We start from the raw sequence: 20,427 nt of genomic DNA, 5'->3' as shown, positions 1-20,427 counted from the left end.
GCTCCTTACGCGCTCAGCAGTTGTTTCATATCGTCTTCAACATTCGTGACTGAACGCAGACCGAATTTCTCGTTCAGCACGGCCAGCAGGTCCGGCGTGAGGAAGCCAGGTGCGGTCGGGCCGGTCACGATGTTGGTCACGCCCAGAGAGAGCAGGGTCAGCAGGATAACGATCGCTTTCTGTTCGAACCAGGAGAGCACCAGCGACAGCGGCAGGTCGTTCACCCCGCAGCCCAGTTTCTCCGCGAGCGTGACTGCCAGAATGATGGCTGAGTAAGCATCGTTACACTGACCGGCATCGACCAGGCGCGGCAGGCCTTCGATATTGCCGAAGTCCAGCTTATTGAAACGGTATTTCCCGCAGGCCAGGGTCAGTATCAGGCAGTCTTCTGGTACGCGGGTGGCGAAGTCGGTGAAGTAGTTACGCTCGCCGCGTGCGCCGTCACAGCCGCCAATCAGGAAAATGTGGCGCAGTTTTTCACGGCTGACCAGGTCAATCAGGGATTCGGCGGCGCCCAGCAGAGTTTCGCGGCCGAAGCCGACGGTGATCAGATGTTCGATTTCGCTGTACGGGAAGCCCGCCATCTGCTGCGCCTGGGCGATAACCGGGCCAAAGTCGTCGCCTTCAAGGTGGCTCACGCCCGGCCAGCCGACGATGCTGCGGGTCCAGATACGATCGTCATACGCGCCGACGGTGGGGTCGATGATGCAGTTAGAGGTCATCACGATGGGGCCAGGGAAACGGGCGAATTCGACCTGCTGGTTCTGCCAGCCGCTGCCGTAGTTACCCACCAGATGTTTGAACTTACGCAGTTCAGGGTAGCCATGCGCGGGGAGCATTTCGCCGTGGGTGTAGACGTTAACGCCGGTCCCCTCGGTTTGCTGCAGTAGGTTGTAGAGGTCTTTCAGGTCGTGGCCGGAGATCAGAATGCATTTGCCTTCGGTCGCTTTCACGTTGACCTGCGTGGGCGTTGGGTGGCCGTAAGTGCGGGTTTCACCGGCATCCAGAATACGCATCACGCGGAAGTTCATCTGGCCGATTTCCATTGAGCAGGCCAGGAGGGCATTCATATCCGCAGGCCAGGTGCCCAGCCACGCCATGATTTTATGGTACTGGGCGTAAATGTCGTTGTCGTATTGACCCAGCACGTGCGCGTGCTCCATGTAGGCCGCAGCGCCTTTCAGGCCGTACAGGCACAGTAGACGCAGGCCGAGTACGTTCTCGCCAATCGCCGCTTTATCTTTGTTCGGGGTGAATTCTGCCGCCTGACGCTGCAGGTCGCCTAAATCGTCGCTCACCAGTTGCAGCTCAGACAGGGGGTTATCAACGCGAGAGCGGGGATCGGCTTTCAGACACTGTGCCTGCAGCGCTTCACGCAGGGCAATGGCTTCGCGGGCATACCCGACGATGCGGGGTGAATCAAAGTTGACGTTGGTCAGCGTTGAGAAAAAGGCGCGCGGGGCGAAGCTGTCGACGTGGTGGTCGATAATGCCGTATTCGCGGGCTTTGAATGCCCATGCGGACAACCCTTGCAGGGAGGCAATCAGCAGATCCTGTAGGTCAGACGTTTCAGCCGTTTTGCCGCACATCCCCTGCGCATAAGAGCAGCCATTGCCTGCCGGAGTACGGATAGTTTGTTCACATTGCACACAAAACATAATCACACCTGTTAAAGTTATATTTAATATACATGTTTAAGATTATGCCTGAGCCAGAAAGGTGAAAAGGGCTTTCTTCGACAAACGCGAGGGATATTGATTTAGCGCAATTTTGGCGGCAGGAGAGCTACCGCCAGAGGGGTATCAGGCAGAGAACAGCGCCATCAGAATGGGCACCAGCAGGCTCAGAATAAAGCCGTGAACGATGGCGGCAGGCACCATCTCCAGGCCGCCCGAGCGCTGTAAAACCGGCAGGGTAAAGTCCATTGAGGTGGCGCCGCACAGACCCAGCGCCGTAGAGCGGCTGCGGCGCACCAGGCCCGGGATCAGCATAATGGCGATCAGCTCGCGCGCCAGGTCGTTGAAGAATGCGGCGCTGCCAATGACTGGCCCAAAGGATTCCGTCAGCAAAATGCCGGACAGAGAATACCAGCCAAACCCGGATGCCATCGCCAGGCCGGTTTTCAGCGGCAGGTCGAGAATAAAGGCGTTGATGATGCCCGCGACCAGCGAACTGGCGGCCACCACCACGGCGACGATCATCCCCCGACGGTTAAGGACAATCTGTTTTAGGGTCATACCGTTGTTGCGAAGCTGGATGCCAATCAGGAACAGCAGGAAGATCAAGGTATATTCGCTGGCTTCGGTGGCATGTTGTAAAAAATTCCAGCCGCTGAGCCCGAGAATAAAACCCAGAACCACAACGCCGCATAATTTTAATGATTCCAGCGCCATCGCAATACGCGAAGGTAATTTTTCCTGATGGTGCTTATTTTTCCACGGAATAGTGCGTTCCAGCCAGAGCAGTGCGGCAATATTGCACAGCAAAATAACCACCACGGTGACGGCAGAATAATGCAGGATCGACAGCAAATTGGCGGACAAATTATCCAGGAATGCCAGGCTAATCCCCATAAAGAAAAGAATAACGTAGACAATCCAGCTTAAAAAACGGTTGATGAGCCGTAACGCAGATTCTTTATGCAGCGGAATAAGGTAGCCCAGGATCAGGGGCAGAAGAATGATGAGGAGTCCTGAAAACATGAACAGCCGGTCCTTTTGAGTATTTGCTAAGCGCCAGAGACACTACCCAATAAAGGCTCTCAGGTAAAGGCACAATAAAAAAAGCCGGGTAGCGCTTACCCGGCCCGTGTTGATGTGGGGGTGTATCACCCACAAGGAGAGAAAACAATTAACGGCGTTTTTCCAGCAGTGTGCGGTACAGCACGCCGCCCAGCAGACCGCCAATGACTGGCATCACCCAGAACAGCCATAGCTGTTGCAGCGCCCAACCGCCCTGGAAGATAGCCACGGCGGTACTGCGCGCCGGATTAACGGAGGTGTTGGTTACCGGAATGGAGATCAGGTGGATAAGGGTCAGCGCCAGACCAATGGCAATGGGCGCGAAGCCCACCGGAGCCTGTTTGTCAGTGGCGCCGTGAATAACCAACAGGAAGCCCGCCGTGAGCACAATTTCAATCACGATGGCAGACAGCATTGAGTAGCCGCCCGGTGAATGTTCGCCGAATCCATTAGAGGCAAAGCCGCTGGACGCCGCGTCGAAGCCCGCTTTTCCGCTGGCAATCACGTACAGGACCGCAGCGGCAATAATGCCCCCCACGACCTGGGCCACAATATAACCAATAATGTCTTTTGTCGGGAAACGCCCGCCCGCCCATAAGCCTAATGTCACTGCCGGGTTAAAATGGCCACCGGAAATATGGCCCACGGCAAACGCCATGGTTAATACGGTTAAACCAAATGCCAGCGACACGCCGACAAAACCAATGCCTAATTCCGGGAATGCTGCTGCCAGTACGGCGCTACCGCAACCACCAAACACCAGCCAGAATGTACCAAAACATTCTGCCGCTAATTTTCTGAACATAACCACCTCAATAATAAACATCCACACGCTTTCCCGCGTATGGGCTATATCGCCATAAAGAATGACAACGCAAAGAGCCATTATTTTAAAAAGTAAGAACATCCCTGCGCTACTTAAATAAATTTGATTAATCTGATTTAAAGCCATGTGATGTTATTTATGGGTAAAACGGCGATAAAGCGCGCACCGTCCACGCTACCGGGGAGAACGTTATGCTGTCGTGGCCCGGCGTATGCCGCTATACTGCTGATAACTTAAAGGAAAAGTGCTCATCTGTCGGGGGATGTATGCTTCTCGAACGTGTGGAAATTGTCGGATTTCGCGGAATCAACCGCCTGTCGCTCCAGTTGGAAGAGAACAACGTGTTGATCGGAGAGAACGCGTGGGGTAAATCCAGTTTGCTGGATGCGCTTACGCTGTTGCTTTCACCGGAGGAGACGTTATATCACTTCGTACATGATGATTTCTGGTTCCCTCCCGGCGACGTCGCGGGGCGCGAAAAACATCTGCATATTATCCTTACTTTTCGCGAATCTGAGCCGGGCCGCCATCACGTGCGCCGATTCCGGCCGTTGTCGCCCTGCTGGGTGCCATGTGATGACGGCTTTCGCCGCATTTTCTACCGCCTGGAAGGCGAGCTGGCTGACCATGACAGTGTCCTCACCCTGCGTGAATTTCTCGACCAGAAAGGTAACCCGATCCCCCTTATGAATATTGACGCGCTGGCGCGTCAGCTTATTCGCCTGATGCCGGTCCTGCGCTTGCGTGATGCGCGCTTTATGCGCCGGATCAGAAACGGCACCGTGCCGAAAATGCCCGAGGTGGAAGTGACCGCCCGCGAGCTGGATTACCTGGCCCGGGAGCTGGTTTCGCGTCCGCAGAATCTGAGCGATGGTCAGATCCGCCAGGGACTCTCCGCGATGGTGCAACTGCTGGAGCACTACTTTGCCGAGCAGGGAACAACGCAGTCGCGCCATCGGTTGATGCGCCGCCGTTCACATGATGAACAACGCAGCTGGCGCTACCTTGATATTATCAACCGGATGATTGACCGGCCCGGTGGACGCAACCAGCGGGTGATCCTGCTGGGGTTATTCTCAACGCTTTTGCAGGCGAAAGGCACCGTTCGCCTGGACAGCGATGCGCGCCCGCTGTTGCTGGTGGAAGATCCCGAAACCCGCCTGCATCCCATTATGCTCTCCGTGGCATGGCACCTGCTCAATTTGCTGCCGCTGCAGCGCATCACCACCACTAACTCGGGAGAGCTGCTCTCGCTAACGCCGGTGGAATATGTCTGCCGCCTGGTGCGCGAGTCTTCCCGCGTCTCGGCTTTCCGGCTGGGGCCGGGCGGCCTGAGCGCAGAAGATGGACGCCGGATTGCGTTTCATATTCGCTTTAACCGCGCCTCGTCGCTGTTTGCGCGCTGCTGGCTGCTGGTGGAGGGGGAGACCGAAACCTGGGTCATCAACGAACTGGCGCGCCAGTGTGGCCACCATTTTGATGCGGAAGGCATTAAGGTCATCGAGTTTGCGCAGTCGGGATTAAAACCGCTGATTAAATTCGCACGTCGGATGGGCATTGAATGGCACGTGCTGGTGGATGGCGATGACGCGGGTAAAAAATATGCCGCGACCGTGCGCGGTCTGCTCAACGGGGACCGGGAAGAAGAACGGGATCATTTAACCCTGCTGCCGGCGCTGGACATGGAACACTTTATGTACCGCCAGGGATTTGCCGATGTTTTCCACCGCGTGGCGATGCTGCCCTTGAACGTGCCGATGAACACCAGGCGCGTGATAACCAAAGCGATTCACCGCTCGTCAAAACCGGATCTGGCGATCGAAGTAGCGTCGGAAGCGGGGAGACGCGGCGTTGAATCCATTCCAGTCTTGCTGCGCAAAATGTTCTCTCGCGTGCTGTGGCTGGCGCGCGGGAGGGCCGATTAACTGCGGGTGGCTGAATGACTTGTTGCGTCAGGCGACCCAGCAGGCGAGCGGTGCAAAAGGGCATTGCCAGTGAACGTAACAGGAATTTACGGCGATACGCGGGGTTCTGCCATGCCTGCCCCGGGGCCATGCGGCCTGAAGCCAGGCTTGTGAAAAGCTGCCAGCCGGATTTCGGCTCCGGCAGGCGTGAACAGGGGCTATCGATGATGAAAGACATGGTAAATCCTGCTTCTTAAGGAAGACGCCATTTCAGTTGGGCTTTTGTCAATAACGTGTCAACAAATCCGGGCAATTCCAGAATTCAGGGGTTTCGTTGACGTGTGGTTTAGTTAGAATTACCGCATATGATTGCCAGAACATTTAACTGGAATATTTATGAACCTCAAGGGAAAACGCAGAAAGCTGTTTCTGCTGCTGGCGGTAGTGATTGTGATTGGCGGATTCTGGCTATGGCAGGTGCTGAATGCGCCGGTGCCGCAGTATCAGACGCTGATTGTCCGCCCCGGCGAACTGCAGCAAAATGTGCTGGCGACGGGCAAACTCGATGCCTTGCGTAAAGTTGACGTGGGCGCGCAGGTCAGCGGCCAGTTGAAAACGTTGTCTGTCGACATTGGCGACGGGGTGAAAAAAGGCGAACTGCTGGGCGTTATCGATCCTGAGCAGGCGGAAAACCAGATCCGCGAAGTGGAAGCGACGCTCATGGAGCTTCGGGCCCAGCGTGCCCAGGCGCAGGCTGAACGTAATCTTGCCCAGGTCACCCTCACGCGCCAGCAGGCGCTGGCGAAAACGCAGGCCATCTCGAAACAGGATCTGGACAAGGCCTCGACAGAGCTGGCGGTGAAACAGGCTCAGATTGGCACCATTGATGCGCAGATCAAGCGTAATCAGGCCTCCCTGGACACGGCAAAAACCAACCTGGACTACACCAAAATCGTGGCGCCGATGGCCGGGGAAGTGACGCAGATAACGACCCTGCAGGGCCAGACGGTAATTGCAGCCCAGCAGGCGCCCAACATTCTGACGCTCGCGGACATGAGCACCATGCTGGTGAAAGCCCAGGTTTCAGAGGCGGATATCATTCACCTTAAGCCCGGGCAACACGCCTGGTTTACCGTGCTTGGCGATCCGCAAACCCGCTATGAGGGCCAGCTAAAGGACATTCTGCCGACGCCCGAAAAAGTGAACGATGCCATCTTCTATTATGCCCGTTTTGAGGTACCTAACCCGCAGGGCGTGCTGCGTCTGGATATGACCGCTCAGGTACATATTCAGCTTACCGGGGAAAAAAACGTGCTGACCGTTCCCTTGTCTGCGCTGGGTGAAGCTACCGGCGATAGCCGCTACAAGGTCAAAGTGTTGCGCAACGGTGAAACGCGCGAGCGTGAAGTGGTGATTGGCGCGCGCAATGACACCGACGTGGTGGTGGTGAAAGGGCTGGAAGAGGGTGAGGAGGTCGTTATCAGCGAAAGCCTGCCAGGGGCCGCTCAATGACGGCGTTGCTTGAGCTAAAGGACATCCGCCGCAGCTATCCTTCAGGCGATGGCCCGGTGGAGGTCCTGAAGGGGATCTCCCTGCAGGTAGAAGCGGGTGAAATGGTGGCGATTGTCGGAGCATCGGGTTCCGGTAAATCAACGCTGATGAATATTCTTGGCTGCCTGGATAAACCCACCAGCGGAACCTATCGTGTGGCCGGGACGGACGTCTCAACGTTGGATAGCGACGCGCTGGCGAAACTGCGTCGTGAACATTTTGGCTTTATTTTCCAGCGTTACCACCTGCTTTCGCACCTGAGCGCCGCGCAAAACGTTGAAGTGCCTGCGGTGTATGCCGGGGTTGAGCGCGAAAAACGTCTGGAACGCGCAAAGGCATTATTGACCCGTCTGGGGCTGGCGGAGCGGGTGGATTACCCACCCTCGCAGTTGTCCGGTGGTCAACAGCAGCGCGTAAGTATTGCCCGTGCGCTGATGAACGGCGGGCAGGTGATCCTCGCGGATGAACCCACCGGCGCGCTCGACAGCCATTCCGGTGAGGAGGTGATGGCGATCCTGCACCAGCTTCGCGATCAGGGGCACACGGTGATTATCGTCACCCACGATCCGCAGGTGGCCGCCCAGGCGGAGCGCATCGTTGAGATCCATGACGGCGAACTGGTCAGCAACCCGCCTGCGCGCCAGGGGCAAGCCGTGGCACCGAAGGAGGTGTTGCCTGCGGCCACCGGATGGGGACAGTTTTATAGCGGTTTTCGCGAAGCGCTGACCATGGCCTGGCTGGCGATGGCGGCCAATAAAATGCGTACTCTGCTCACCATGCTTGGCATCATCATCGGTATTGCATCGGTGGTGTCAATCGTGGTGGTGGGCGATGCGGCCAAACAGCTGGTACTGGCCGACATCCGCGCCATTGGCACCAACACCATTGATATCTATCCCGGTAAAGACTTTGGCGATGATGAACCGCAGTATCAGCAGGCGCTAAAATACGACGACCTGTTGGCGATCCAGCGCCAGCCGTGGGTAAACTCCGCTACGCCTTCGGTTTCGCAAAATCTGCGCCTGCGTTACGGCAATATCGACGTCGCCGCCAGCGCCAATGGCGTCAGCGGAGACTATTTTAACGTCTACGGAATGACCTTCAGCGAAGGCGCGACCTTCAACGCCGAACAGCTGGCGCGCAGGGCGCAGGTTGTGGTGTTAGACATTAACTCGCGCCGGCAATTGTTCCCCAATAAAACCAGTGTGGTGGGCGAAGTGATTCTGGTGGGTAACATGCCCGCCACGGTTATTGGCGTAGCAGAAGAAAAGCAGTCGATGTTTGGCAGCAGCAAGAATCTGCGCGTCTGGCTGCCGTACTCCACGATATCCGGGCGGATCATGGGCCAGTCCTGGCTTAACTCCATCACCGTGCGCGTCAAAGAGGGCTATGACAGCGCGCTGGCCGAGCAGCAGCTTGAGCGGCTGTTAACCCTGCGCCACGGGAAGAAAGATTTCTTCACCTGGAATATGGACGGTCTCTTGAAAACGGCGGAAAAGACCACACGTACTCTACAGATGTTCCTGACGCTGGTGGCGGTCATTTCGCTGGTGGTCGGCGGGATTGGGGTGATGAATATCATGCTGGTGTCTGTGACGGAACGCACGCGGGAGATTGGTATCCGCATGGCGGTTGGCGCGAGAGCCAGCGATGTACTGCAACAGTTTTTGATTGAAGCGGTGCTGGTGTGTCTGGTTGGCGGCGCGATGGGGATTGCGCTGTCGATGATGATTGCGTTTGCTCTGCAGCTATTTTTGCCCGGCTGGGAAATTGGTTTCTCGCCTGTGGCGATCCTCACCGCGTTTTTGTGCTCGACGTTTACCGGCATCCTGTTCGGCTGGTTACCGGCACGCAACGCGGCACGATTAGATCCGGTGGATGCGCTGGCGCGGGAATAGCCTGAAAATAAAAATGCCAGCCGATCGGGCTGGCATTTTGTCTGCAGGGTGTACACAATGAATCAAAGCGCTAGGCAACGGCTTCTGCTTCAACGGGCACGATAAGACTGGCATGATTGCCTTTTGGCCCCTGGTGTACATCGAACCGGACGGATTGCCCGGCTTTTAGCGTCCTGTAACCATCCATCTGAATGGTGGAATAGTGAGCGAAGATATCTTCGCCGCCGCCTTCAGGGCAGATGAATCCAAACCCTTTGGCGTTGTTGAACCACTTAACAGTACCCATTTCCATGCTTCGACATCCTTCGTAAGTCTTATAAATTAAGATGGAATGAACCGGTGGTGGAGTGGGGGCTGTTCAAAACCTCGCCAACTCACGCTTGTACAATTTAGATAAACGAATCATGCCGTCAAGCGTTTGGCGCTGGAGTTGGGACAATAATCAACCAAAATTTGAAGCAGTTAACGCTATTGCAACAGTTTGTGACAGACATCGCGGATGACAGTAATAGATGATTGTTATCTAACATCTGAGGTAGATTCAAAGTGATTATGCAAAATGGGTAAGAGCAACGACTGGCTGGATGTTGACCAGCAGGCGGAAGATAAAGTGCGCGACGCGCTAAAACCGCCATCTATGTATAAAGTTATGTTAATGAACGATGATTACACGCCGATGGAATTTGTTATTGACGTGCTACAAAAGTTCTTTTCTTATGATGTTGAACGTGCAACGCAACTGATGCTTACCGTTCACTATCGAGGCAAAGCGATTTGCGGCATTTTTACCGCTGAAGTCGCGGAGACCAAAGTGGCGATGGTGAACGACTATGCAAGGGAGAACGAGCATCCGTTGCTGTGTACGCTGGAAAAAGCCTGAAAAGGCATAAAATTGGGGGAGGTGCCTATGCTCAATCAAGAACTGGAACTCAGTTTAAACATGGCTTTCGCCAGAGCGCGTGAGCACCGACATGAGTTTATGACCGTCGAGCACCTACTGCTCGCACTGCTTAGCAACCCATCCGCCCGCGAAGCGCTGGAAGCCTGCTCCGTGGATCTGGTAGCGCTACGTCAGGAACTCGAAGCCTTCATCGAACAAACCACCCCGGTGCTGCCTGCCAGCGAAGAAGAGCGCGACACGCAGCCGACGCTCAGCTTCCAGCGCGTATTGCAGCGCGCGGTTTTCCACGTCCAGTCTTCCGGACGTAGCGAAGTGACGGGCGCCAACGTGCTGGTCGCCATCTTCAGCGAGCAGGAGTCACAGGCTGCCTATCTGCTGCGCAAACACGAAGTCAGCCGACTCGACGTGGTGAACTTTATCTCTCACGGTACGCGAAAAGACGAGCCTAACCCGGCATCGGATCCCAGTAATCAGGTCAACAACAATGAAGAGCAAGCAGGCGGGGAGGATCGTATGGAAAACTTCACCACCAACCTTAACCAGCTTGCTCGCGTTGGCGGTATCGACCCGCTGATTGGACGCGATAAAGAGCTGGAGCGCGCGATCCAGGTGCTGTGTCGTCGCCGCAAAAACAACCCGCTGCTGGTGGGGGAATCTGGCGTCGGTAAAACCGCGATTGCTGAAGGTCTTGCCTGGCGTATTGTGCAGGGCGACGTGCCGGAAGTGATTGCCGATTGCACCATTTATTCGCTGGATATCGGCTCTTTGCTGGCGGGCACGAAATACCGTGGTGATTTTGAAAAACGCTTCAAGGCGCTGTTGAAACAGCTGGAGCAGGACACCAGCAGCATTCTGTTTATCGATGAAATTCACACCATTATCGGTGCTGGCGCCGCCTCCGGTGGCCAGGTGGATGCCGCTAACCTGATCAAACCGCTGCTCTCAAGCGGCAAGATCCGCGTGATGGGCTCCACCACCTACCAGGAGTTCAGCAACATTTTCGAGAAAGACCGTGCCCTGGCGCGTCGCTTCCAGAAAATTGATGTGACTGAGCCGTCCGTCGACGAAACGGTGCAGATCATTAACGGCCTGAAACCGAAGTACGAAGCGCACCATGACGTGCGTTATACCGCAAAAGCGGTGCGTGCCGCGGTGGAGCTGGCGGTGAAATACATCAACGATCGTCATCTGCCGGATAAGGCCATTGACGTAATTGATGAGGCGGGGGCGCGTGCGCGCCTGATGCCGGCCAGCAAGCGTAAGAAGACCGTTAACGTGGCGGATATTGAGTCTGTGGTGGCCCGCATCGCGCGTATTCCTGAGAAGAGTGTTTCTCAGAGCGATCGCGACACGCTGCGCACGCTCGGCAACCGACTGAAAATGCTGGTCTTTGGTCAGGATAAAGCCATTGAGGCCTTAACCGAAGCGATCAAGATGGCCCGTGCCGGACTGGGGCATGACCATAAGCCGGTCGGTTCTTTCCTGTTCGCCGGCCCCACCGGTGTCGGGAAAACCGAGGTGACGGTTCAGCTCTCCAAAGCGCTGGGCATTGAGCTACTGCGTTTTGATATGTCCGAGTATATGGAGCGTCACACCGTCAGCCGTTTGATTGGTGCGCCTCCGGGATACGTGGGCTTTGACCAGGGCGGCCTGCTCACCGACGCGGTTATCAAGCATCCGCATGCGGTGCTGCTGCTTGATGAAATCGAGAAAGCGCACCCGGATGTGTTCAACATCCTGCTGCAGGTGATGGATAACGGGACCCTGACCGACAACAACGGGCGCAAGGCGGACTTCCGCAACGTGGTGCTGGTCATGACCACCAACGCTGGCGTACGTGAAACCGAGCGTAAATCCATCGGTCTGATCCACCAGGATAACAGCACCGATGCGATGGAAGAGATCAAGAAGATCTTCACGCCGGAGTTCCGTAACCGTCTGGACAACATTATCTGGTTTGATCACCTGTCTACTGAGGTGATCCATCAGGTGGTGGATAAGTTCATCGTCGAGCTGCAGGTTCAGCTGGATCAGAAAGGCGTGTCGTTGGAAGTGAGCCAGGAGGCCCGCAACTGGCTGGCTGAGAAAGGTTATGATCGTGCGATGGGTGCGCGGCCCATGACGCGTGTGATTCAGGATAACCTGAAGAAACCGCTGGCGAACGAGCTGTTGTTTGGCTCGCTGGTGGACGGCGGCCAGGTGACCGTGGCGTTGGATCAGGCGAAGAATGAGCTGACGTACGATTTCCAGAGCGCGGCGAAGCATAAGCCGGAAGCGGCTCACTAAGGTTCGCTGATTATCAAGCCGGGTTTTTTACCCGGCTTTTTTGTGTCTGCGTTTAGGTGTATGGGCGTACTGAGGTGAGGTAAATTGAGTACCAGAAAAATTTTGCGAGGCGCTTTCCAGTTTTTTTCGATGGAAGTTGCTGGACAAATTAACAGTAATAAAATGGCGGCGCACCTGCAAAAAACAGGTGCCAGGATTGGCGTCCTGTAAGTGTGTTAGCAGCAGAAGTGCTGCAAGTTTCGTTCGCCCCAAGGAAAAGAGTATACTTCTGCATCAGGCGGGCGAATTGGAAGCTTCTTTTGAGAAGCGCTAGTAGCACACACTGGTACGCCAATTCCTTTTCGCCCGTCGCCAGCGAATTTGGCGTTTCGTGAGGTGGTAAATTCAAAGTGTGTTAAGGAATTACGTAATGATTACTGAAAATAATTTCTCTCAGCTCTATAGCGAACTCTCACTCAAACCCGATCTCCCAACCCTTGTTGAGCGCTGCAATCTACTCACCGAGATCCTTCTCGACTGCAAATCACTTCCGCAAACGCAGCCCGTTTGCCGCTGTCTTGGCGCTTATCTCGAAGAGGTTAAAACCGGGCTTACGGAATCAATGAGCGATTTTCAGATAATAGAATTTGAGGAGGAAGCGGAAGAACCGCAACAAAAAGAGTGGCTGCTGGAAGATACCGAAACGAAGTGCGATTACTGCCGGGCGCTAAATCATGTCCTGCTGATATCGCACTTTGACCGGGACATGTTGCCGCATTTGACGGGATTATTGCACGACATCACGCATTCAATGGCGGTAGATATTGTTGCACCTTGTAATCAAAAGACAGTGATTCACATTATTTCCTGAGCCGGATGATCCGTGTCGGGGCGAACCCTGGCGCACGATAGCCAGACCCTTTTTTCTTGAGCGTTTTTAAGTGATTGTTTTATATAAGACGGGAATACCCTCTGTAAAAAAGGGTTTTACGCGGAAATATTGATTATTTTCTTTCCGAACAATAAGATGGCGATGTTTTCGTTCAGTTCACTGCCGTACAGGCAGCTTAGAAACACGATTAAACCGGAATCTTTACAGTTTAAACGTTCACTGCCGTACAGGCAGCTTAGAAAATAATGTAACGCCTGTTGATATTCCGAATATCGTTCACTGCCGTACAGGCAGCTTAGAAACCACGCAATCAGGTACTTTCATTTTCTTAGGAGTTCACTGCCGTACAGGCAGCTTAGAAAAGAAATCGAAAGCCACGAAAGCGACGAAATCAGTTCACTGCCGTACAGGCAGCTTAGAAATGACGCCGCATTTACGGACGTTTTAAATGTCCGTTCACTGCCGTACAGGCAGCTTAGAAATTGCACTTCTGTAGTTGGTGCGCGGAACATCAGTTCACTGCCGTACAGGCAGCTTAGAAAACACGTCATCCGGGCGGCGCAATACTTCAACAGTTCACTGCCGTACAGGCAGCTTAGAAAATCCTGCGCGTGCCATTCCGCTGGCTGCCCGGGTTCACTGCCGTACAGGCAGCTTAGAAAGTCCAATCGTATTGTTTCCCTACTGGCGCATGGTTCACTGCCGTACAGGCAGCTTAGAAAATCAAAAAGAGACCAAATAATCATTATTTCAAGTTCACTGCCGTACAGGCAGCTTAGAAATTGATGTTGTCGATAAGCGGCGTGATGGATTGGTTCACTGCCGTACAGGCAGCTTAGAAAAACCGCGCACCCGGAAATGCGCCAGGCATTCGAGTTCACTGCCGTACAGGCAGCTTAGAAAAGAAACCAAACCGCGCATCAACCACTTCAACAGTTCACTGCCGTACAGGCAGCTTAGAAAAAGGTGGCTTGGTACTGCTCCCATAGCGTGAGGTTCACTGCCGTACAGGCAGCTTAGAAACTCACTGCGTCATATGCCCTTTCGCACGTCAGGTTCACTGCCGTACAGGCAGCTTAGAAATGTATCTAAGCACGCGGCACTAATCGGCAGCAGTTCACTGCCGTACAGGCAGCTTAGAAATGGTCCCGTAAGACCCTCCCTTACATCAATGAGTTCACTGCCGTACAGGCAGCTTAGAAAAGATAAACAACTGCATCATGTTCGGTACCACTGTTCACTGCCGTACAGGCAGCTTAGAAAAGATCGCGGCGGAAGTTATTCCAGAAAATTTCGTTCACTGCCGTACAGGCAGCTTAGAAAGATAAGATAAAGCGCACGTTCACGCCCAATAAGTTCACTGCCGTACAGGCAGCTTAGAAACGTAATTCCAGAGCGCAGCATGTAATTTCTGGGTTCACTGCCGTACAGGCAGCTTAGAAATGTATTGAATGTTAGCCCTCGGCGCTCCACGTGTTCACTGCCGTACAGGCAGCTTAGAAAAGTTTTCGCCGATTCCATCACCGGCACTTGATGTTCACTGCCGTACAGGCAGCTTAGAAACGAAAGCACTCACAGCACAAAAAGCAAAAACTGTTCACTGCCGTACAGGCAGCTTAGAAATGATAAGAGTCGGCGTAAGCGTTTACTGCACAGTTCACTGCCGTACAGGCAGCTTAGAAAGCGTCGATTACCTGGTAATTGCTGCTCAGGTCGTTCACTGCCGTACAGGCAGCTTAGAAACGAATAGGCTGCGATCATGTGGGACATAAATTTGTTCACTGCCGTACAGGCAGCTTAGAAAATCCCCCATTGCCCTATAGAAGTCTGACACTGGTTCACTGCCGTACAGGCAGCTTAGAAATCCTGCATGCCGGAAATAACGTCGGTCATGGTGTTCACTGCCGTACAGGCAGCTTAGAAAGCTGTGACTGGTTTCAAGCCAAGATACTTCTCGTTCACTGCCGTACAGGCAGCTTAGAAATTGCTGGGCGATGCATGGGATATTCTTAATGCGTTCACTGCCGTACAGGCAGCTTAGAAAAGCGAACTCCTGATAGTTGCAGTCTTCTTCACGTTCACTGCCGTACAGGCAGCTTAGAAAACACAGAGCCAACCGGAGCCAGCACAGAGCCCGTTCACTGCCGTACAGGCAGCTTAGAAAACAGCAATAGCCGTGTAAACAGCTATGACTATGTTCACTGCCGTACAGGCAGCTTAGAAATGATGATAGCCGCCACAAGCGAACCACCAAATGTTCACTGCCGTACAGGCAGCTTAGAAAAGCCTGCAGCGCTCTCAACTGGCGATGGGAAAGTTCACTGCCGTACAGGCAGCTTAGAAAACCCACACCCCCGCCCATACAATCAAAACAAAGTTCACTGCCATACAGGCAGCTTAGAAATTGTCAACTTAAAATTCTCGGCAACGTTATTCGTTCACTGCCGTACAGGCAGCTTAGAAAAGAGCGGACGCCCCCACGGCCTCCAAACTCTTGTTCACTGCCGTAAAAGCAGCTTAGAAACAATACCCCCTGGTTGCGCTAAGGGTTCCTCAGTAAATTTTTTTATATAAAGCGATATGAATGATTACCAGGTCATAAAAGACTCATAGTGATACCAGGGTCCGGCCGAAAATCGCCGAAGCGTTTCCGGAAGGCCGAAGCGACGTGCAGGGATGCGCGTCGAGGGCGGCTTTGCAGGGATGTTACCTCCGCCCGTCCCCGATAAGCCGTAAGGAATACGCTGAGGGAACCGCGAAGCGGCGATTTTCTTGCCGGGAGCCACCCTGGCACGTTTACCGGTAATGTAATAAAAGAGTAGCAAGGAACACAAAGTGAACGGAATACCCCCTCAGCCGTATGTTCCCCCTCACCACAGCCCTCCCCAAAGAGGAGCGCGAGCCGCACGTATTACTCAGAAAAAGGATGCCATTAACCAGTGCAATCCCCAAAAGACAATTCCCCCCATCACAATGCAAATCAACCCTTAATAGTGCGTAAAATAAAACGTTTACAATGTTTTGGATTAAATGAAAAATATATACTATTAATAAATTAATGATCTCAATAGCATTTTTGAAACCGATGAATTAACTTCAGGAAACTTTTTGTTATAGTTTTGTCTGGCTTGCATTAGGCCTACTTGATATTTATCAATTTTTGATTGATGAATAATTGGTTAGCATTCTCTTCATCAATAAACGGCTGATAACCAAAGGTTTTACCATGCCTCAAAGCACTATCACGCCCGGTGATTTAAAAACTATCCTACATTCTAAACGTGCGAATATTTATTATCTTGAGAAATGTCGCATTCAGGTAAATGGCGGCCGCGTTGAATATGTCACTCAGGAAGGTAAAGAGTCATTTTACTGGAATATCCCCATCGCTAATACCACAGCAGTCATGTTGGGAATGGGCACCTCCGTCACGCAAATGGCTATGCGCGAATTTGCCCGGGCAGGCGTGATGGTGGGGTTCTGTGGTACCGACGGTACGCCACTTTATTCAGCCAATGAAGTGGATGTTGATGTCTCCTGGCTTTGCCCGCAAAGCGAATATCGCCCTACAGCGTATTTGCAAAACTGGGTCTCATTCTGGTTCAACGAAGGTAAACGACTGCAGGCGGCAAAACAATTTCAGCTTATCCGTTTACAGCAAATTGAAAAGCATTGGGCCAGCCTGCGGATGCAGCGGGAAACGGTTTTTCAGCCCGATATGGACGCATTAAAAAGCATTCTTGAACGCGCGCGACAGGGCATGGAAAACGCTCACGACCATACGTCGTTAATGCTTCAGGAAGCGCAACTCACAAAATCGCTCTACAAAATGGCTAGCCAGACGGTGGGATACGGCAGTTTCACCCGCGCTAAACGGGGCGGCGGGGCGGATATGGCAAACCGGTTTCTCGACCAGGGAAACTATCTGGCCTATGGTCTGGCCGCGGTGGCTGCCTGGGTGACCGGCATCCCGCACGGTCTGGCGGTTATGCACGGTAAAACCCGGCGCGGCGGCCTGGTTTTCGACATTGCCGATTTACTGAAAGATGCGCTGGTCATGCCGCAGGCTTTCATCGCGGCGATGGAAGGCGAAGATAATCAACTTTTCCGCCAGCGCTGTATCAACGCTTTTCAGCAGGCGGATGCGCTGGACGTAATGATTACCACCTTGCAGGAAACCGCCCAGGCCCTGGCAGGAACGCCATCATGAATGTTCTTATTATCTCCCGCTGCACCAAAAATGCACGGGATGAAAGCTGTCGTATCATCGATCAATTTGCTGAACGTACGGGCGATGCGGCCTGGCAGACCGCTATTACGCTGGATGGCATAACAACGCTGAGAAAACTACTGCGTAAAACGGCGCGTCGTAACACCGCCGTTGCCTGTCACTGGCTTAAAAAAAATGGACAACCAGAATTACTTTGGATTGTCGGGAATCTCCGCCGCTTTAATGCCCAGGGACGCGTGCCCACCAACCGCACGACGCAAAATATCCTCAAGAATGGGGCTGAACATCAATGGAACAGCGCTGAAACTATTGCCCTGCTGGCGGCCATCGCCGGGCTGTTTCATGATTTTGGTAAGGCGGGAATGTGTTTTCAGCAAACGCTGAAAGGAGAGAGCGCGCATCTCTGCCAGCCCTATCGCCACGAGTGGATCTCGGTTCGTCTGTTTCAGGCTTTCGTCGGACAACAAACGGATGCCGAGTGGCTGACATCACTTGAACAGCTTAAAGCCTCAGATGAAAAGGGCATGCTGAAAGCGCTAACGCGGGATACGCTCGAAAAGAGCGACAGCCCGTTGCGTGGGTTACCCCCCCTGGCGAGAGTGGTAGCATGGCTGATATTGTCACACCATCGTTTGCCGCAATCGCATTCGGCGGTCCCGCAACTGATGTACTGCGAGGGCTGGCTCGAGCGGCAGCTAAATGCCGACTGGAACTCGCTTAACCACAAATCCAGCAAGAATAACTGGACAGCGAGGGACAGGAAAAATGTCTGGACGTTTTTGCACGGCACGCCGATGAAGAGTGCTACCTGGCGCGAGAAAGCCCGCCAGATTGGCAAACGTATCAGGAACATGCCTGCGCTGCTCCAGTATGGCTCGCTGGATAACCTGTTTACCCTGCATCTGGCGCGCCTGTCGCTGATGCTGGCCGATCATGTTTATTCCGCCCAGCCTGCGTATGCAAAATGGCAGGATGATGCATTTCCGGCCTGGGCAAACTCAGACCGTAAGACCCGTCAGCTCAACCAAAAGCTCGACGAGCACAACGTTGGCGTGGCGCACCTTGCGTTGCTGATGGGGCGCTCTCTTCCCACAATACGGCGAACCTTACCCGCCATTACCCGGCATAAAACCTTTCGTGAAAGGGCGAAAGATGCCCGTTTTCACTGGCAGAACCTCGCGTGGGATGTCGCCTCTTCATTGCGGCAGAAAAGCGCTGAGCAGGGTTTTTTCGGCATCAATATGGCCTCGACCGGCTGCGGCAAAACCTTTGCCAATGCCCGGATTATGTACGGCCTGGCCGACGAGAAAGAAGGGTGTCGCTTCAGCGTCGCCCTGGGGTTACGGACGCTGACCCTACAAACGGGGCAGGCTTTGCAGTCGCGCCTGGGGCTGGACGATGACACGCTAGCTGTGCTGACGGGCTCAGCGGCGGTGCGAGAGCTTTACCAGGGGAATGATACTGAGGATACAAGCAGCGCCAGCGACGAAGCATTTTTTGCCAGCCATCATTATGTTCACTATGAGGGGGCGATGGGCAGCGGCGTCGCCCAGCAATGGCTGGCGAAAGAACCGGCGCTTAATCGTCTGGTCAGCGCGCCGGTGCTGGTCACAACCGTCGATCATCTGGTACCGGCAACGGAAGGGGTACGCGGCGGCAGACAAATCCCCGCCATGCTGCGCCTTTTGACCAGCGATCTGGTTCTTGATGAGCCGGATGATTTTGATATTGATGATTTGCACGCCCTGTGTCGGCTGGTGAATTGGGCTGGCATGCTCGGCTCGCGCGTGCTGCTCTCCTCTGCGACGTTAGCCCCCGCGCTAACCGAGGCCCTGTTTGACGCTTATCGGGAAGGGCGTAAAGCCTGGCAGGCGGCCTGCGGTTACGCTGGCAGATCGCTGAATATCTGCTGCGCCTGGTTCGACGAGTACGGCGCCCGGGCGCATGACGTTGCCGACATTAGCCAGTTTCGTCAGCAACACGGCGAGTTTGTTCAAAGAAGGATCAAACGCCTGCACGCACAGCCACGGCTTCGTCTGGCAAAACTGGCGGCTGTCGAACAACATGCAACCCACCCTGAGGCCGCAGTTTCAGCGGTGGCGCACACGCTGCATCAGCAGATGCTGGTCCTTCACGGGCATCATCTTACTTCGCATAAAAGCGGCAAAAGCGTGTCGTTTGGTCTGGTCCGTATGGCTAATATCAACCCGCTGGTGGCCGTCGCCCAAACGTTGATGGCGCTGCCTTCACCCGAAAATTACCGCATCCATTACTGCGTCTATCACAGCCAGCATCCGCTGGCTGTGCGCGCGGCTGTCGAAAAAAGGCTGGATAGCGCGTTCGACCGCCATGATGCGGAACAGGTCTGGCAGTTGCCGGAGGTTCAGCAAGCGCTGGCATCGCCGGAACAGCACCATCTTTTTGTGGTACTCGGCACCTCCGTGCTGGAGGTCGGAAGAGATTTTGATGCTGACTGGGGGATCGTTGAACCGAGTTCCATGCGCTCGCTCATTCAGTTTGCCGGGCGCATTCAGCGTCATCGTCAGCAGGTTCCCAAATGCGAGAACCTGGTCATTCTGGAACGCAACCTGCGCGCGCTTCGGGGGGAGGCCGTGGCCTTTTGCCAGCCCGGCTTTGAAAATGAACGCCACCGGCTGCCTCAACATCATCTTTATGAACTGATCGACGAAGAGGGGTATCGCACGCTGAATGCCATTCCGCGGATCGCAGAAGGTTTGCCCGGCAATGCGCTGGCGGCGCTGGAGCACACCCGGCTTCGCGCTGCGTTACTGGAGGGGGGCGATAAATCAGAGGCCACAGCCGCGTCATGGTGGCGATTACCGCTGACCTGGAATGGTGAGCTTCAGCGTCATACGCCATTTCGTCGTTCTTCGCCGCAGGCTTCTTTTTTTTTGAGCATGGAAGAGGAAGACGACAAACCCGAGTTTTGCCTGATGCAGGAAAACGGCGGGTTAAAACCGGCGGGACGCTTTCGTGAGCAAGCGTTATTCATGGCGGCTGGCGTGGAACCGTGGTGGGCGATTGATTATGCAGAGGTTTTACAGGCGCTGGCCGAGGCGAAACAGATGGAGCTGGCCGCTGTATCGCAACGCTATGGCGAAATCACACTGAGAGTCGGGAGAGAGGAGGAGGCAGAACAATGGTTTTATCACCCGGTATTGGGCGTGTTTCGCGCCCTCTAGAAGAGGGCGCGAGCT

Annotated in this window: 12 protein-coding genes, 1 pseudogene and 1 CRISPR repeat array; of the genes and pseudogenes, 8 read left to right on the top strand and 5 right to left on the bottom strand. The window is 54.3% G+C overall.

The features are described 5' to 3' along the window. Positions 1-5: 5 nt before the first annotated feature. The 3 genes from hcp to aqpZ form a co-directional block, all read right to left on the bottom strand. Positions 6-1,658, bottom strand: coding sequence for a hydroxylamine reductase (gene hcp, locus NL510_RS15270; RefSeq protein ID WP_253377970.1), 1,653 nt, complete (start codon positions 1,656-1,658; stop codon positions 6-8). Positions 1,659-1,802: 144 nt separating this feature from the next. Further along, positions 1,803-2,702 (bottom strand): LysO family transporter, encoded by a 900-nt coding sequence (locus NL510_RS15265; RefSeq protein WP_253377969.1) that lies wholly within the window; start codon positions 2,700-2,702, stop codon positions 1,803-1,805. A gap of 148 nt (positions 2,703-2,850) precedes the next feature. Further along, positions 2,851-3,546 carry an aquaporin Z gene (aqpZ, locus tag NL510_RS15260; RefSeq protein WP_253377968.1) on the bottom strand — a complete coding sequence of 232 codons (696 nt, stop codon included), beginning with the start codon at positions 3,544-3,546 and terminating at the stop codon, positions 2,851-2,853. A 287-nt stretch (positions 3,547-3,833) separates the two neighbouring features. On the opposite strand from aqpZ, the gene NL510_RS15255 reads away from it, so the two are divergent. Next, positions 3,834-5,492, top strand: a complete 1,659-nt coding sequence (locus NL510_RS15255; RefSeq protein ID WP_253377967.1) for an ATP-dependent endonuclease — start codon at positions 3,834-3,836, stop codon at positions 5,490-5,492. A gap of 19 nt (positions 5,493-5,511) precedes the next feature. On the opposite strand, the pseudogene NL510_RS15250 reads toward NL510_RS15255, so the two are convergent. Continuing rightward, positions 5,512-5,709, bottom strand: a pseudogene (locus NL510_RS15250) (VirK/YbjX family protein); the annotation flags it as partial. A gap of 158 nt (positions 5,710-5,867) precedes the next feature. Here NL510_RS15250 and macA point away from each other — a divergent pair. Both macA and macB read left to right on the top strand, forming a co-directional pair. After that, positions 5,868-6,983: a macrolide transporter subunit MacA gene (gene macA, locus NL510_RS15245; RefSeq protein ID WP_253377966.1), complete on the top strand. Its 1,116-nt coding sequence runs from the start codon at positions 5,868-5,870 to the stop codon at positions 6,981-6,983. After that, positions 6,980-8,920 (top strand): macrolide ABC transporter ATP-binding protein/permease MacB, encoded by a 1,941-nt coding sequence (gene macB / locus NL510_RS15240; RefSeq protein WP_253377965.1) that lies wholly within the window; start codon positions 6,980-6,982, stop codon positions 8,918-8,920. Before macA ends, macB begins: the two co-directional genes overlap by 4 nt. Before the next feature lie 70 nt (positions 8,921-8,990). Here macB and cspD read toward each other — a convergent pair whose 3' ends face one another. Next, positions 8,991-9,212 (bottom strand): cold shock-like protein CspD, encoded by a 222-nt coding sequence (cspD, locus tag NL510_RS15235; RefSeq protein ID WP_006174390.1) that lies wholly within the window; start codon positions 9,210-9,212, stop codon positions 8,991-8,993. Between the two features lie 267 nt (positions 9,213-9,479). On the opposite strand from cspD, the gene clpS reads away from it, so the two are divergent. The 5 genes from clpS (at position 9,480) to cas3f (ending at position 20,412) form a co-directional block, all read left to right on the top strand. Next, complete coding sequence (clpS, locus tag NL510_RS15230) at positions 9,480-9,800, top strand: ATP-dependent Clp protease adapter ClpS (RefSeq protein ID WP_253377964.1); 321 nt, start codon at positions 9,480-9,482, stop codon at positions 9,798-9,800. Positions 9,801-9,827: 27 nt separating this feature from the next. Further along, entirely contained in the window at positions 9,828-12,107 is a 2,280-nt protein-coding gene (gene clpA, locus NL510_RS15225) for an ATP-dependent Clp protease ATP-binding subunit ClpA (protein ID WP_253377963.1), read from the top strand. A gap of 409 nt (positions 12,108-12,516) precedes the next feature. After that, positions 12,517-12,957, top strand: a complete 441-nt coding sequence (locus NL510_RS15220) for a hypothetical protein (RefSeq protein ID WP_253377962.1) — start codon at positions 12,517-12,519, stop codon at positions 12,955-12,957. A gap of 175 nt (positions 12,958-13,132) precedes the next feature. Next, positions 13,133-15,502: direct repeats of the CRISPR family, unit length 28 nt; unit sequence GTTCACTGCCGTACAGGCAGCTTAGAAA. A 702-nt stretch (positions 15,503-16,204) separates the two neighbouring features. Then, positions 16,205-17,188 carry a type I-F CRISPR-associated endonuclease Cas1f gene (gene cas1f / locus NL510_RS15215; protein ID WP_253377961.1) on the top strand — a complete coding sequence of 328 codons (984 nt, stop codon included), beginning with the start codon at positions 16,205-16,207 and terminating at the stop codon, positions 17,186-17,188. After that, positions 17,185-20,412: a type I-F CRISPR-associated helicase Cas3f gene (gene cas3f, locus NL510_RS15210; protein ID WP_253377960.1), complete on the top strand. Its 3,228-nt coding sequence runs from the start codon at positions 17,185-17,187 to the stop codon at positions 20,410-20,412. The genes cas1f and cas3f overlap by 4 nt, the downstream gene beginning before the upstream one ends. Positions 20,413-20,427 lie beyond the last annotated feature (15 nt).

Source organism: unidentified bacterial endosymbiont, from assembly GCF_918797525.1.
In the GTDB taxonomy this organism is placed as follows: Bacteria; Pseudomonadota; Gammaproteobacteria; order Enterobacterales; family Enterobacteriaceae; genus Enterobacter.
Note: the sequence above shows the minus strand (reverse complement) of the source record. Positions and strands in the feature narration are given on the sequence as shown.